The sequence below is a fragment of the Actinomyces glycerinitolerans genome (genome assembly GCF_900098745.1).
Classification (GTDB): domain Bacteria; phylum Actinomycetota; class Actinomycetes; order Actinomycetales; family Actinomycetaceae; genus Actinomyces; species Actinomyces glycerinitolerans.
In genome coordinates, this window is the sequence record NZ_FQTT01000013.1 from 137,679 (window position 1) to 152,624 (window position 14,946).

Here is a 14,946-nt window from a genome sequence, read left to right on the forward strand (position 1 = left end):
CCGGTCCGCAGCCCCGGGCGGCGGAGCCGGTCAGCTCGCCGCCCGTCGCTGCTCGAGCAGCTCCTTGAGGTAGTGGCCGGTCCAGGAGCCCTCGACCTCGGCGACCTGCTCGGGGGTGCCGGTGGCAACCACGGTGCCGCCGTTCTTGCCTCCCTCGGGGCCCATGTCGATGATCCAGTCGGCGTTGGCGATGACATCCAGGTTGTGCTCGATCACCACCACGGAGTTGCCCTTGTCAACCAGTCCCTGCAGTACCGCCAGGAGCTTGCGGATGTCCTCGAAGTGCAGGCCGGTGGTGGGCTCGTCCAGCACGTAGATGGTGCGTCCGGTGGAGCGGCGCTGCAGCTCGGTGGCGAGCTTGACGCGCTGGGCCTCACCGCCGGACAGGGTGGTGGCGGCCTGCCCCAGGCGCACGTAGCCGAGTCCCACCTCCACCAGCGTGTTCAGGTGGCGGGCGATGATGGGGGTGGCGGCGAAGAAGTCGGCGGCCTGGCTGATGGTCATGTCCAGGACGTCGGCGACCGTGGCGTCCTTGTAGCGGATCTCCAGCGTCTCCCGGTTGTAGCGGGCGCCGCCGCACACCTCGCAGGGCACGTACACGTCCGGCAGGAAGTTCATCTCGATCTTGAGGGTGCCGTCGCCCTTACAGGCATCGCAGCGGCCGCCCTTGACGTTGAAGGAGAAGCGACCGGGGCCGTAGCCGCGCACCTTCGACTCCGGCACCTGCGCGAAGATCTTGCGGATGTGGTCCCACACGCCCGTGTAGGTGGCCGGGTTGGAGCGCGGCGTGCGGCCGATGGGCGACTGGTCCACGTGCACGACCTTGTCCAGGTTGTCCAGGCCGCGCACGGTCTTGTGCCGCCCGGGCACGCCCCGGGCGTGGTTGAGCCGGTTGGCCAGTACCTGGTAGAGGATCGAGTTGACCAGGGAGGACTTCCCGGAGCCGGACACGCCGGTGACGGCCGTGAACACACCCAGCGGGAAGGTGACGGTGACGTCCTTGAGGTTGTTCTCCCGGGCGCCGACGACGGTGACCGCCTTCCCCTTGACGGGCTTGCGGCGGCTGGCGGGCACCTCGATGGCGCGGCGGCCCGCCAGGTAGTCGCCGGTGACGGAGCCGCGGGCCTGAAGCAGGCCGGCGACCTCGCCGGCGTAGACGACCTGGCCGCCCTTCTCCCCCGCCCCGGGACCGATGTCCACCACGTAGTCGGCCGAGCGGATGGTCTCCTCGTCGTGCTCCACGACGATCAGGGTGTTGCCCAGGTCCCGCAGGCGCTCCAGGGTGTCGATGAGGCGGGCGTTGTCCCGCTGGTGCAGGCCGATGCTGGGCTCGTCCAGCACGTACAGGACGCCGACCAGCCCGGAGCCGATCTGGGTGGCCAGGCGGATGCGCTGTGCCTCGCCCCCGGACAGGGTGGCGGCGCCGCGGGACAGGCTCAGGTAGTCCAGGCCGACGTCGACGAGGAAGCCCAGGCGGGCGGCGATCTCACTGAGGACGCTGCCGGCGATCTGCGCGGCCTGGCCGGTCAGCTCCAGCCCGGCCAGGAAGTCACGGCACTCGCTGATGGACAGGTCGCACAGCTGGGCGATGGACTTATCGCCCACGCGTACGGCCAGTACTTCCGGCTTGAGCCGGGTGCCGTTGCAGACGGGACAGGGGACCTCCCGCATGTACCCCTCGTAGCGCTCCTTGGACCATTCGGACTCGGTCTCGTCGTGCTTGCGCATGACGTAGTTGAGGGCGCCCTCGAAGCCGGTGGAGTAGATGCGCTCCCGGCCCCAGCGGTTGCGGTAGCGGACCTTGATCTCGAAGTCCTTGCCGCGCAGGATCGCGTCCTTGGCGCGCTCGGGCAGCGCGCGCCAGGGGGTGTCGACGTCGAAGGACAGTTCCTCGCCCAGCGCCTTGAGCTGGCGGGTGAAGTACTTCTGGTGGCTGGCCCAGGGGGCGACTGCGCCCTCGGCCAGGGTGAGTTCCTCATCGGGGACGACGAGCTCGGGGTCGACCTCCAGTCGGCTGCCGATGCCGGTGCAGGCGGGGCAGGCGCCGTAGGGGGCGTTGAAGGAGAAGGTGCGCGGCTCCATCTCGTCCAGTTGGAGCGGGTGCTCGTTGGGGCAGGCACGTTTCTCGGAGTAGCGGCGGGTGCGGCCGGGGTCGTCCTCGGGCAGATCCACCAGGTCGATGATGACCAGGCCGTCGGCGAGCTCCAGGGCGGTCTCCACCGAGTCGGTCAGCCGCTGGCGGATGCCCTCACGCACCACCAGCCGGTCGACGACCACCTCGATGTTGTGCTTGAGCTTCTTGTTCAGGGCGGGCACCTCCCCCAGGCGGTGGGTGGCGCCGTCGACGCGGACGCGGGAGAAGCCGCGGCCCTGCAGCTCGGTGAACAGCTCGGTGTACTCGCCCTTGCGGCCGCGGATGACGGGGGCGAGCACCTGGAAGCGGGTGCCGTCCTCCATCTCGCGGATGTGGTCGACGATCTGCTGAGGGGTCTGGGAGGAGATGACGGCGTCGCAGACGGGGCAGTGCTGGATGCCGGCGCGCGCGTACAGCAGGCGCAGGTAGTCGTAGACCTCGGTGACGGTGCCGACCGTGGAGCGGGGGTTGCGGGACGTGGACTTCTGGTCGATGGAAACCGCCGGTGACAGCCCCTCGATGAAGTCGACGTCGGGCTTGTCCATCTGGCCGAGGAACTGGCGGGCGTAGGAGGACAGCGACTCCACGTAGCGGCGCTGCCCCTCGGCGAAGATCGTGTCGAAGGCGAGGGAGGACTTGCCCGAGCCGGACAGGCCGGTGAAGACGATCATCTTGTCCCGCGGGAGGTCGATGCCGATGCCCTGCAGGTTGTGCTCGCGGGCGCCACGGATGATGAGGGAGTCGTTCACGGGGTCAGAGTGTAGGGCCAAGGCCCCGCTTTCGTACACCCGTTCGACTGTGTGAGGCGGGGTGCCGCCGATGCCTTGGACACGAGTAGGACCCGACGCGGCGCAGGCCTTCAACGTGGCGCGAGTCTTTGCGTGTGTTGCGGCGGCTAGGAGCGGACTCACAACTATGTTTGTTCAGACACATAGGCGTTGCCGTTCTCCAACCACCGAAACGGATCCCCATGGACGCAAACCCGTCAGCAACGGCTTCACGGCCCGCGAATGAAGTACTGGTCGTCCAGGGCCTCACCGTCTCCTTCGGGGAGCGCACCGTCCTGGACGCCCTGGACCTGACTCTGCAGGCGGGCAGTACCACCGCACTGATCGGCCCCTCAGGCGCCGGCAAGAGCACCCTGCTGTCCGCCATCCTCGGGCTGCTGCGCGCCGACGCCGGCTCCATCACCATCTGCGGCGAGGCCATGCAGGCCGGCAACAGCGCAGCCACCGCCCGCATCCGCCGCGAGCACATCGGCATGGTCTTCCAGGACGGCTACCTCATCGATGAGCTGACCCCTGTGAAGAACATCATCGTGCCGGCGCTCGTGGCGGGCGTGCCCGCCGCCGACGCCGAGGAGCGCGCCCGCGCGATCCTGGCCGAACTGGGACTGACCGTGCAGGAGCGGGCCACGTCCTCCTTCTCCGGTGGTGAGCGCCAGCGCATCGCCATCGCCCGCGCACTCATCAACTCCCCACAACTGCTCATCGCCGACGAGCCCACCGGTTCGCTGGACCCCGCCAACCGCGACCGCGTCATGGACACGTTGGTGGCCCTACCGCAGCAGCTGGGCTGCGCCATCCTGCTGGTCACCCACGACCCCATGGTTGCACAGCGCGCGGGCCGCATCATGGCGCTGACCGACGGGAAACTGGCCGCGACGGTTCACCAGTCCGGGCAGGCGGCGGGCCGATGAACCGCCGCCTGTTTTCCGGCCTGCTGCGCATCGGCACCAGCCTGCGGCACTCGGAGTCCCGGCTGCTCGCACGCACCCAGACCGTGGCCTTGTTCCTGGGGACCTGTCTGCTGTGCCTGAGCCTGGTCGGCCTCGCGCTGACCTGGTTCGGGGATGCCCTGCATCGGGAACGCGCAGAGTCCATCGCCCCACAGCTGTGCGACGCGCAGGAGGCGACCGTCCTATACCGCTTCGGCGGGTTCACCCAGGTGAACAACCGCCCGGTCACCGTCATCGTCCTCTCCCCGCTGAGCGACGACGCCCCGCTGCCCCCGGGCGTGGACCAGTGGCCCGAACCCGGCGGGGCCGTGGTCTCCCCCGCCCTCGCCCGGGACCTGACCGGGGAGTTGGAGGGGCTGTTCGGCCCCATCTCCGCCGAGATCGGCCTGGACGGCCTGGAGGTGCCACAAGAGCGGCGCATGTACCTGCGCCCAACCGAACAGGCACTCAACGCGGATGGGATGGAGCCGATCTGCGGCTTCGGCGCAGTGGTTGAGGGCGGCGCCTACGCCGGCTCCGGCTCGCTGAACGCCTCGCCCGTGGCTGAGGTACTGCTGCTGGTGGCCGGGGTGCTGCTGCTCCCCGCCATCGGGGCCACCGCCTCCGCCTCCTCGCTGCGTGGGGAGGAGAACCGGCGGCGTATCACCGCCCTGGTGACCTCCGGCCTGCGCCGCCGCGACCTGGCGGTCATCGACCTGGCGGAAACCTGGCCGGGAGTCCTCGGCGGCTTTGTGCTCGCGGGGGCGCTCACCGGCGTTGCCATGTACGTGGATGTGCGCGTGCCGTGGGTGGACGCCTGGTTCCCGGCCGCGGATACGCGCCGGTTGGCCGGCCCCATTGTTGCCGCCCTGCTGATCGGCGCGGTGCTTACCGTCACCATTGTGCTGCTCGGCCGCGGGCGCGGCCGCCACGTCGCCGCTCCCCGGCGGCATCACCGCCGCTGGAAGAAAGCCAGCCCGACGCTGCTGCTCATCTGCGGTTTGCTTCTGGCGATTTGGTTCCCGCTGTGGAATCCCTCCTCCGTGTTCAAGCAGTTCGCCTATGCAATAGGCGTGGTGCTCACGGTGCTGGGGCTGCCCGGCGTGGTGACGGCGCTGTCCGCCTGGTGCGGGCGGATGCTGGCCCGCTGGGGCTACCGTCGCGGTCACGCCGGGCGCCTGATTGCAGGCCGTCAGTTGGTGTCCTTGTCCGAGGCGAGTAGCCATCTGGCACTGGCGATGACGCTGGCGCTGCTGGCCGGAGGCCAGATCCAGCTGTGGGCGGGATCCATGTCCCCGCAGTACTTCGAGTCAGTAGAAACCCTGAACAGGTGGGGTGAGAAGGTCGCCGTCCTTGACCATCTGGACGCGGCCGCTGCTTCCGAGGATCTGGTTGTGCTCTTGCCCAATGGGGTTGAGGCATTCTCGGCCGGATTCGACTTCGACGAGTCGGATGCGGCCGACGCCGAACCGGTGCCCCATATCGAAGTCGGCTGCGAGCTGCTGTCCTCCTGGGGTCTGGACTGCACCCAGCACCAGGTCTCGGCCACCGAACTGTTGACGGATGTTCCCGTCCTCGGGCAGGTGTACGAACTCGCCGGTGCAACCGACATTGAGATCACTCCAACGGCCGACCCCGCCCAGATCATGCGCGGTTACGAGACCGGCAGTACCGTTTATCTCATGTCCGTGAACGGCGCGGACCTCGATATGCGCGGGATCGAGCGGATGCTGCATGCCAATGCCCCTGGTGTGCAGATCATCACCCAGCCTCAGGACTGGATCACCGCCGGTCAGGTGCAGTACATCCGCGCCCGCTGGACCGTGACCTTGGGCGCGGTGGGCCTGTCGGTGCTGGCGATCGTGCTCGGGCTGGCGCTGGCACACGACTCCGCGCGGGCCGCTAGCAATCTGGCACCCGTTGGGGCCCTGTCCGGCTCGGTGTCCTGCGCGGCCGCGACGGCCCGGTGGCGCACCGGCGTGATCGTGCTCGTGTCCGGCCTGACCGCAACGGTCCTCTACCGCGTTTTGCCGATTGGCATGGCTCGAATCTCCACGGACAACGACATCGCCACCTGGCAGCCCAGCACCGCCTATATCGCCGTCTGTTTGGCGATTACGGTATTGGTGGCAGCCGTTGCCAGCATCAGTGCGGGACGCGCCACCGGCCGGGCTACCCGCCGCTGGCGCCCCTGACCGCCCGTACACGTCTCACCAGTCCCTCACCCGGCTCCATAAGCCAGCCCCGTCAGCGGTTGATCAGGAACACCGGCTCCGGAGATTGCGCTGAGCCGTCGACGAGCACATAGCCGATCCCGTCCAGGCAGAAGTTCGCGATCTCAACGCTTCCGTCCTCCGGATAGACCTCAGCGGCGCCCTCGCGCGCAGGACCCACGGGGTGCGAGTCTGCGTAGGCCTGCACTGCGCCGATGGGATCGACCACCTTCAGCGCGGTGTCGAGCTGGAGTACCAAGTGCCAGTCCCCTCCTTCGGTGAGAACCGTGCCGCCGGAGTACCGGAAGGCCACGGTCCCGTTCGCCGTCCAGTAGGGAAGGCCGCCGACCTTGGTCTGGAGCGCGAAGTCGAAGTCGTGCGGGTACGCGATACCCTCGGGCATCGCGTCATGCCGGGCATCGAAGAACGCGGGCTCCAGGGACGCATCCACGCCGTCGTCATGCTCGCGCCACCGCCGTGCCCACAGCTCGAGCAGCACCGGCGTACCCTCGGGGGCGGTAGCCGCTGCATCACTCAGATCTTCGAAGTCGAGCAGCGCAACACAGTTGCGGCCCGTGCCCGGCTCCCAGAAGGCACAGACACTGCCGCGCTCGCACTTGAACACGAACATGACCTGACCCGCAGGCGTGTGAGGCAGCTGCGCCGACTCGCCGGCCTGGAGGAGGAAGGACATCGGCAGGCCGCACTCGGCGCACAACGGCCAATCCCTGCCGACAGGCCAGCCGAGCGGCAGACCACCCACCTTCACGACCTCGCGGGGAACCGGCGACTGCGGCGCCTCGATAGTCCACTCCGGAATAAGGCTCAGCATGGCGCGAGCGTAGCCGATCGAGGACGCGAATCCCGGAGGCCGACGTCCTGGCCGGAGGATGGCTAGGCTGACGGCATGAGCAAGATCTTCGCCGTCGAGTACCACTACGTCACCGACCAGGACGAGGCCATGGCCGACCTCCGCCCCACCCACCGCGCCTTCAACGCCGCGCTGGCCGAGCAGGACCGGCTGCTCGCCGCCGGCCCCTACGTGGGCACGCACGACGCGCTCATCGTGGTGCGCGCAGACGACGCCGCCGGCGCCCTGGCCCTGCTGGAGGAGGACCCCTTCAACCAGGCGGGCTTCATCGCCGAGCGCATTCCCCACGAGTGGAACCCGGTGATCGGCGTCCTGGCCTGACGGTCCTCCGGCCTCCCTGTCTCACGGCCAGGCTCCCCCGCGCCCGCCGCGGTTAAGCAGGTTCAGTTCACCAGGCCGCGGCCATGCAGGTACGCGACCAGGCGCGGGCGCGCCAGGTACACCGCCTCAATGCCGGCCACGGCGGCGGCGGACACGATCAGCACGACCCACCAGGTGCCCGCCGCGGGCCAGGCCAGCAGGAAGAAGTCGCGCACCGCGGGCACGAACACGCCCAGCACCGCGATCCCGGCCATCGCCGCCACCAGGCCGAGCCGCCAGCCCAGCAGCGGCCGGGCCGTCAAGGTGAGCAGCCACAGTCCGGAGCACACCAGCACCAGGGTGGCGCCGGTGGTCACCTGCGCCTGCTCCGCCCCGGAGGCCACCAGCCAGGTGCGGGCCGCCAGCGTGGCGCAGCCGGCCACCAGCCAGGTGCGGGCCGCCAGCGTGGCGCAGCCGGCCACCAGCCCGGCCGGCACCGCCAGGGTCAGCACCCGCCCCAGGAAGCCCGCCCGGTAGCGGCGGGAGTTGGGCGCCAGCGCGAGGATGAAGGCGGGGATGCCGATGGTCAGGGACGACACGATGGTGAGCTGCCGCGGCAGGAACGGGTAGGCGATGGCGGTCAGGGACACCACCACGGCGATCAGCGAGGCGTAGACCGTCTTGGCCAGGAACAGGGAGGCGATGCGCTCGGTGTTGGCCATGACCCGCCGCCCCTGCGCCACCACGCCCGGCAGGGCGGAGAACTCCCCCTTCAGCAGCACCAGGCGGGCGACCGCCTTGGTGGCGGGCGCCCCGTTGCCCATGGCGATGCCCAGGTCGGCGTCTTTCAGAGCCAGGGCGTCGTTGACGCCGTCGCCGGTCATGGCCACCACCCGGCCCCGCGACTTGAGCGCCCGCACGAAGGCGCGCTTCTGCTCGGGAGTCACCCGCCCCAGCACGCTCGCACCCTCCAGGGCGTCGGCCAGGCGCTCGGCCTCCGGGCCGTCCGGGTCCGGCTCCTGCGACAGGGTGCGGGCGTCGACGGCGACCGGCGCCCCGCCGTCCGGGCCGGTTACGCCCGCCCGACGGGCGACGGCGGCCACGGTGTCCGGGTTGTCCCCGGAGATCACCTTCACCTCCACGCCCTGCTGCCGGAAGTAGTCGAGGGTCCGGGCGGCGTCGGGGCGGATCTCCTCGGCCAGCACCGCCAGCGCCGCCGGCTCCAGTCCGCCGGGCAGCAGGTGGTCCTCGGCGTCCTCGCCGCAGGGTTCGCTCGAGCAGGCCAACGCCACCACCCGGGCGCCGTCGGCGGCGCGCTCACGCGCCCGCGCCAGCACGACGTCCGCCCCCGGGGCGGTAGCCAGGATGATCTCGGGGGCGCCGAGCACCCAGGTGACGCCGTCGTAGCGGACCGCCGACCACTTGCGCCGTGAGGAGAAGGGCACGGCCGCCTCCACCGTGCGAGCTCGGGCCGCGGCGGCCCGCTCCCCCAGGTACCGCTCCTCGGTCAGGCCACGGGCAATGGCGACGGCGGTGGCGTTGGGATCCTCGCCGTCGCTGAGGGCGGCCAGGGCCTCCAGGACCCCCCGGCCCGGGGCGCCACCGTCGGGGCCGGTGACCTCCTCCAGGCGGATGGATCCGGTGGTGACGGTGCCGGTCTTGTCCAGGCACAGGGTGTCCACGCGGGCCAGCACCTCGACCGCGGGCAGCTCCTGCACCAGCACGTTGCGGCGGGCCAGAGCCAGGGAGGCCGTGGCGAAGTTGACGGAGGTGAGCAGCACCAGCCCCTGCGGCACCATGCCGACCACGCCCGCGATGCCCGCCACCAGTGCCGCCTGCCACTGCCCGGAGGTGAGCGCCTGCGCCACGCCGCCGTTCTGCCGCAACTGCGACCAGAACAGCAGCAGGGCGACGGGCACGATCACCCAGGAGATCCAGCGCAGCACCCGGTTGGTGCCCTCCTGCAGTTCGGAGGTGACCACCGAGTAGCGGCGCGCCTCCCGGGCCAGCCGGTGGGCGTAGGCGTCGGCGCCGACCGCCGTCGTCCGCACCAGAGCCGTGCCGGCGGTGACGGTGGTACCGGACATGACCCGGTCCCCCGGACCGGGACGGACGGAGGCGGACTCGCCGGTGAGAATGGACTCATCCAGCTCCAGGTTGTCACTGGCCAGAACGACGGCGTCCGCGGGCACCTGCTCGCCGCTGCGCAGCCGCAGCACGTCGTCGAGCACCACCTCCGCCACCTCCACGTCCTGCTCGACGCCGTCACGCAGGACATGCGCGCGGGGGGCATCCAGCACCGACAGGCGGTCGAGGGCCCGCTTGGCGCGCACCTCCGCGATGGTGCCGGTGGCCGTGTTCAGCAGCAGCACGAAGCCGAACAGGGCGTCCTTCCAGGAGCCGAACAGGAGGATCAGCACCAGGGCCGTGCCCAGGATCGCGTTGAACACCGTGAAGACATTGGCGCGCAGGATCGCGACCGCCGAACGCGAGGTCGTGTCCCGGAAGGCGTTGGTCTGCCCCGCCGCTACGCGCTGAGCGACCTCCCGGCTCGTCAGCCCGGTCGTATCCGCGGCCTCTGCGGGCACGGTAGCGGTGGATGTCGGGTTCACGGGTTCAGCATGTACTTTCCAGCCCGGAAATTCCTGAGAAGCTCTCAGCGTGTCCGCGGCTCAGGCGCCGGACTGTGCCGTGACGGCGCCCTCGGATTCGCCGATGGCGTTGCTGCTGCCCGCGGCCTCCCGTGCGGCCCGGCGGGCCCGGTGCCGGGAGACGAGCACGGAGGCGGCCACAGTGATCAGGATGACCACCACGATGAAGCCGAGCGAGGCGCCGATGTCCGGCTCGGGGACGATCTCCCAGGGCTCGCCACCGTTGATGAAGGGCACCTCGTTGGTGTGCAGGGCGTGGTTGACCAGCTTGAATCCGATGAAGGCCAGGATGGCGGCCAGTCCGTAGTGCAGGAAGATCAGCCGGTCCAGCAGCCCGTCGATCAGGAAGTACAGCTGCCGCAGGCCCAGCAGGGAGAAGGCGTTCGCGGCGAAGACCAGGTAGGGCTCACTGGTCAGGGAGTAGATCGCCGGGATGGAGTCGACGGCGAACATGACGTCGGCGGTGCCGATGGCGATCACGCACAGCAGCATGGGGGTGATCATGGTGCGTCCGGCGTGGCGGTGAATGAGCTTGCCGCCGACGAATCCGTCGGTCATGGGCACGACCTTGGCCACCATGCGCACAAAGCCGGTGGGGTGGTACTCCTCATCCTGGTGCGCGTCGGGCTCCTCCAGGCCCTCACGGGCCTGGGAGAAGGCGGTCCACAGCAGCCAGGCGCCGAACAGGTAGAAGATCCAGGAGAAGTTCTCAATCAGCGCGGCACCGGCGAGGATGAATGCCAGGCGCAGCACCAGGGAGATGATGATGCCGGCCAGCAGCACCTCCTGCTGGTACTTCCGGGGCACCCGGAAGGCGGAGATCATGATGACGAACACGAAGAGGTTGTCGATGCTCAGCGCCTTCTCGGTGAGGTACCCGGCGAAGTACTCCTGGCCGTAAGTGCCGCCCCAAATCGCCCAGACGATCCCGCCGAAGGCGACGGCCATGGCGATATAGCCGATCGACCACTGGGCCGCCTCTTTGAGAGTGGGCTCGTGCGGGGTGCGGACGTGACCGACGATGTCGATCGTGATCATCGTGATGATGATGGCGGCCAGGGCGAGCCAGCCGAGGGCGTGGACATCCACTGCATGTACCTCCGGTACGGTGCTGGTACCGGAGGTCTCCCCCCGCCAGGGGCGCGACTGCGTGCCGCGCCTGCTGGCCTGCGACGCCGGGGGCCGGGGCTGCCGCGGTGCGGTTGCCGTCCGGTCCGCCGTGATGACGACGTCGCCGTTGCTGGGAGTACTCCCCTCCGTATGGGCTTATGGGCCGAGTCTATCGCCGCGGGGTGCCGGACCCGCCACCCCCGCGCGGCCGGAAACGGTGTGTGTTTGCCGACGTCGACGACGCCGCGGCCCGCTGCGCAGCACGCCCGGGCGCGGCGGACGCACCGCCGCATCAGGCGGTGGCCCGCATGTCCCGCAGCTCCTTCTTCAGATCCTGGATCTCGTCACGCAGGCGGGCGGCCAACTCGAAGTGCAGATCCTCCGCGGCGGCGTGCATCTGGTCGGTCAGCTCCTGGATCAGCCCCGCCAGGTCGGACTGGGCCGTCCCGGCGAGCTTCTCGCGCACGGTCGCCTCGGCCGCCTGCTTGCGGCGGGAGACCACCTGCTTCTCCTCGTGTCCGCGGTAGCCGCCGGCCAGCAACTCGGCGGTGTCCACGTCCTCCCGGGCGAGCATGTCGGTGACGTCAGCGATCTTCTTGCGCAGCGGCTGCGGGTCGATGCCGTGCTCGGCGTTGTAGGCCAGCTGCTTGGTGCGGCGCCGCTCGGTCTCCTCAATGGCCTCCGTCATGGCGGGGGTGACCTGGTCGGCGTACATGTGCACCTCACCGGAGACGTTGCGGGCGGCCCGCCCGATCGTCTGAATCAGGGAGGTGGAGGAGCGCAGGAAGCCCTCCTTGTCGGCGTCGAGGATCGCCACCAAGGAGACCTCCGGCAGGTCCAAGCCCTCGCGCAGCAGGTTGATGCCGACCAGCACGTCGAACTCCCCCAGCCGCAGCGAGCGGAGGATCTCCACGCGGCGCAGCGTGTCGACGTCGGAGTGCAGGTACTCCACGCGCACGCCCCGGTCGGCGAGGTATGTGGTCAGGTCCTCCGCCATGCGCTTGGTCAGGGTGGTGACCAGGACGCGCTCGTGCTTCTCGACGCGACGGCGCACCTCCTCGAGCAGGTCGTCGATCTGCCCCTCGGTGGGCTTGACCACGATCTTGGGGTCCACCAGCCCGGTGGGGCGGATGATCTGCTCCACCACGCCGTCGGCGCGCTGGAGCTCATACGGGCCGGGGGTGGCGGACAGGTAGACGGTCTGCCCGACCCGGTCCTCGAACTCGGCGAAGGTCAGGGGCCGGTTGTCCAGGGCGGAGGGCAGCCGGAAGCCGTGCTCCACCAGGGTGCGCTTACGCGAGGCGTCGCCCTCGTGCATGGCGCCGATCTGGGGGACGGTCACGTGGGACTCGTCGATCACCAGCAGGAAGTCCTCGGGGAAGTAGTCCAGCAGCGTGTTGGGGGGCGTGCCCGGGGAGCGACCGTCGATGTGCATCGAGTAGTTCTCCACGCCGGAGCAGGTGCCGATCTGGCGGAGCATCTCCAGGTCATAGGTGGTGCGCATGCGCAGGCGCTGCGCCTCCAGCAGCTTGCCGTCGCGCTCCAGCACCGCCAGGCGGTCGGCCAGTTCCTCCTCGATGCCAGCGATGGCCCGCTCCATGCGTTCGGGCCCGGCCACGTAGTGGGAGGCGGGGAACACGTAGACCTCGTCCACCCGGTCAATGACCTCGCCGGTGACCGGGTGCAGGGTGGCCAGGGCGTCGATCTCGTCGCCGAAGAACTCGACTCTGATGGCCAGCTCCTCATACATGGGGATGATCTCCACCGTGTCCCCGCGCACGCGGAAGGTACCGCGGGTGAAGTCGATGTCGTTGCGCGTGTACTGCATGGTGACGAAGCGACGCAGCAACTCGTCGCGGTCGATCTGCTCCCCCACACGCAGGGGCGTCATGCGGTCGACGTACTCCTGGGGGGTGCCCAGGCCGTAGATGCAGGACACGGAGGAGACCACCACCACGTCCCGGCGGGTGAGCAGGGAGTTGGTGGCGGAGTGCCGCAGCCGCTCAACCTCGTCGTTGATGGAGGAGTCCTTCTCGATGAAGGTGTCCGTCTGGGGGACGTAGGCCTCCGGCTGGTAGTAGTCGTAGTAGGAGACGAAGTACTCCACCGCGTTGTTCGGCAGCAGTTCGCGGAACTCGGCGGCCATCTGGGCGGCCAGGGTCTTGTTGGGCTCCAGGATGAGGGTGGGGCGCTGCACCTGCTCCACCAGCCACGCCGTGGTGGCCGACTTGCCGGTGCCGGTGGCACCCAGCAGCACGATGTCCTTCTCCCCCGCGTTCAGCCGCTCGGTGAGCTCGGCGATGGCGGTGGGCTGGTCGCCCGACGGGGTGTATGGGCTGATGACCTCGAAGCGCTTCTGGGCGCGCTGCAGGTCGGTGACAGGACGCATGGCCCAAGGCTACGTCGCAGCCCTCCACGCGTTCCACGTGCCTCAGGACGTCGTTGTGCGCTGGTCGCAGCCGCCCCACTCCACGGCGGTGAACCCCTCACGTGAGGGGCCGGGGATCAGTTCCTGCTCGGGAACCGGATCGGCGGGGACGTCGCCGATCACCAGGTAGAGGCGGATGAAGACCTCGGGGGTTAGGGGCTCTCCATCCGTGGTGAAGCTGTAGCTGGCGATCGCCGCGTGCTGCTCGGCGGCAAAGGTGATGAGCACCTGTTCGGTGGCCTGAATCCGCGGAGCCCAGAAGGTGATGAACTCGGCGGCCTCGCGCTCCGTCAGCCCCAACACGGCTAGCTTGTCCTCCAGGAATGCGGTGACCTCGTGCGTCTGGACCACGAATCCCTCGGTCTGTGTCATGAGCGCGGGGTTGATGCCCTCCCAGAACAGGTAGGGGTAGCTGCGCGAGCCGGCGTCGGTGAGGGTCCCGTCGGGACTGGCGGTGACCTGCCAGCTCACGCCCGTGGATGTGGCTGCCGGCTCGGGGTAGGTGAAGGTGAGTTCGCCGGCGTAGTCCAGTGCCACCTCGATGTCGGTCTGCTCGGGCGGGTAGAGGTAGAGCACCGGCTTGTATGACACCGGCTCCTCCGTCTGCCGGTCACGGTGACCGTGATCATCTTCACGATCGTCCTGGTCGGCGGTGGCGCAGGCCGCCAGACCGGCGATGAGGGCCGCGGAGGTCAGTGTGAGGGCGGCTCGTCGGGTCAGAAGCGGGGCGCGCATGGTGGAGGTCCTTCCTTGGTCCATTACCGGCCGGCCCGGTCGGGGCCTGGCAATGAGGCTATTGCGCCCGCGCTGGTATTCCTATGGGGAGCACTTCCCGGCCTACCTGCATCCCGCCCGCATGGCGGAGAGCCGCTGCCAGAGCTCCCCCACGGCCAGTGCCAGCTGCCCCCGGGTGCCGGAGTTGGACAGTACGACGTCGGCGACGGCGCGGCGCTCGGCGTCGGAAGCCTGGGAGGAGATCCGCGCCAGGGCCTGCTCACGCTCCAGGCCGCGCTGCGTCAGACGCGTCAGCCGGGCCTCCAGCTCGGCCTCCACCACGACGACGACGTCGAACAGATCCTGCATCTGCTCCTCCACCAGGAGGGGCACGTCGTAGACGGCCACCTGCCCGGCAGGGACCGCTTCCAACCGAGCCCACGCCTGCTCGGCGATACGTGACAGCAGAATCTCCTCCAGCCGGGCGCGCCGCACCGGGTCTGCAAAGACGATCCGCCCCAGCGCGGCCCGGTCCAGGGCTCCGTCGGCATTGAGCAGCTGCTGCCCGAACTCGGCCACCACGGCGTTCAGGCCATCGGTGCCGGGTGCGACCACCTCTCGGGAGACGGCGTCGGCGTCCACGACCACCGCGCCGTGCTCGGCCAGCAGTCGGGCGACCTCCGACTTGCCCGCGCCGATACCGCCGGTCAGCCCCACGTACAGGGCGCGGCCTTCGGGGCTGTGCGCGGGCAGGCGGCGCGGGCGGTGGGCGGCGTGCGGGGCGTTAGTCATGGCACCATCATGCCCG

At 69.7% G+C, this 14,946-nt stretch carries 10 protein-coding genes; 3 read left to right on the top strand and 7 right to left on the bottom strand.

Translation table 11 applies throughout. The features are described 5' to 3' along the window. Positions 1 to 30: 30 nt before the first annotated feature. Entirely contained in the window at positions 31 to 2,883 is a 2,853-nt protein-coding gene (uvrA, locus tag ACGLYG10_RS12235) for an excinuclease ABC subunit UvrA (RefSeq protein ID WP_073332736.1), read from the bottom strand. 221 nt (positions 2,884 to 3,104) lie between these two features. Between uvrA and ACGLYG10_RS12240 the strand changes: the two genes are divergently transcribed. Next, on the top strand, positions 3,105 to 3,833 hold the full coding sequence (locus tag ACGLYG10_RS12240) for an ABC transporter ATP-binding protein (RefSeq protein ID WP_073332434.1): 729 nt from the start codon (positions 3,105 to 3,107) through the stop codon (positions 3,831 to 3,833). Further along, positions 3,830 to 6,046, top strand: coding sequence for a hypothetical protein (locus ACGLYG10_RS12245; RefSeq protein ID WP_073332437.1), 2,217 nt, complete (start codon positions 3,830 to 3,832; stop codon positions 6,044 to 6,046). The genes ACGLYG10_RS12240 and ACGLYG10_RS12245 overlap by 4 nt, the downstream gene beginning before the upstream one ends. A gap of 52 nt (positions 6,047 to 6,098) precedes the next feature. Here the strand turns inward: ACGLYG10_RS12245 and ACGLYG10_RS12250 are convergent, their stop codons facing one another. Continuing rightward, positions 6,099 to 6,896: a hypothetical protein gene (locus ACGLYG10_RS12250; protein ID WP_139240978.1), complete on the bottom strand. Its 798-nt coding sequence runs from the start codon at positions 6,894 to 6,896 to the stop codon at positions 6,099 to 6,101. Between the two features lie 75 nt (positions 6,897 to 6,971). On the opposite strand from ACGLYG10_RS12250, the gene ACGLYG10_RS12255 reads away from it, so the two are divergent. Continuing rightward, on the top strand, positions 6,972 to 7,256 hold the full coding sequence (locus ACGLYG10_RS12255; RefSeq protein WP_073332442.1) for a YciI family protein: 285 nt from the start codon (positions 6,972 to 6,974) through the stop codon (positions 7,254 to 7,256). Positions 7,257 to 7,318: 62 nt separating this feature from the next. Here the strand turns inward: ACGLYG10_RS12255 and ACGLYG10_RS12260 are convergent, their stop codons facing one another. From ACGLYG10_RS12260 to coaE, 5 genes are all read right to left on the bottom strand, one after another. Further along, complete coding sequence (locus tag ACGLYG10_RS12260) at positions 7,319 to 9,847, bottom strand: HAD-IC family P-type ATPase (RefSeq protein WP_073332445.1); 2,529 nt, start codon at positions 9,845 to 9,847, stop codon at positions 7,319 to 7,321. Between the two features lie 60 nt (positions 9,848 to 9,907). Beyond that, positions 9,908 to 10,975 carry a TerC family protein gene (locus tag ACGLYG10_RS12265; RefSeq protein WP_073332447.1) on the bottom strand — a complete coding sequence of 356 codons (1,068 nt, stop codon included), beginning with the start codon at positions 10,973 to 10,975 and terminating at the stop codon, positions 9,908 to 9,910. A 313-nt stretch (positions 10,976 to 11,288) separates the two neighbouring features. Further along, positions 11,289 to 13,385: an excinuclease ABC subunit UvrB gene (gene uvrB / locus ACGLYG10_RS12270; RefSeq protein ID WP_073332449.1), complete on the bottom strand. Its 2,097-nt coding sequence runs from the start codon at positions 13,383 to 13,385 to the stop codon at positions 11,289 to 11,291. Positions 13,386 to 13,427: 42 nt separating this feature from the next. Beyond that, positions 13,428 to 14,159: a hypothetical protein gene (locus ACGLYG10_RS12275; protein ID WP_073332452.1), complete on the bottom strand. Its 732-nt coding sequence runs from the start codon at positions 14,157 to 14,159 to the stop codon at positions 13,428 to 13,430. A 102-nt stretch (positions 14,160 to 14,261) separates the two neighbouring features. Next, complete coding sequence (gene coaE, locus ACGLYG10_RS12280) at positions 14,262 to 14,855, bottom strand: dephospho-CoA kinase (RefSeq protein WP_073332739.1); 594 nt, start codon at positions 14,853 to 14,855, stop codon at positions 14,262 to 14,264. Between the last annotated feature and the right edge of the window lie 91 nt (positions 14,856 to 14,946).

Coding starts and splice junctions, on each gene's coding strand:
- uvrB (WP_073332449.1), bottom strand. CDS start 13,385: ATGCGTCCTGTCACCGACCTGCAGCGCGCCCAGAAGCGCTTCGAGGTC.
- ACGLYG10_RS12245 (WP_073332437.1), top strand. CDS start 3,830: ATGAACCGCCGCCTGTTTTCCGGCCTGCTGCGCATCGGCACCAGCCTG.
- ACGLYG10_RS12275 (WP_073332452.1), bottom strand. CDS start 14,159: ATGCGCGCCCCGCTTCTGACCCGACGAGCCGCCCTCACACTGACCTCC.
- ACGLYG10_RS12250 (WP_139240978.1), bottom strand. CDS start 6,896: ATGCTGAGCCTTATTCCGGAGTGGACTATCGAGGCGCCGCAGTCGCCG.
- ACGLYG10_RS12240 (WP_073332434.1), top strand. CDS start 3,105: ATGGACGCAAACCCGTCAGCAACGGCTTCACGGCCCGCGAATGAAGTA.
- ACGLYG10_RS12255 (WP_073332442.1), top strand. CDS start 6,972: ATGAGCAAGATCTTCGCCGTCGAGTACCACTACGTCACCGACCAGGAC.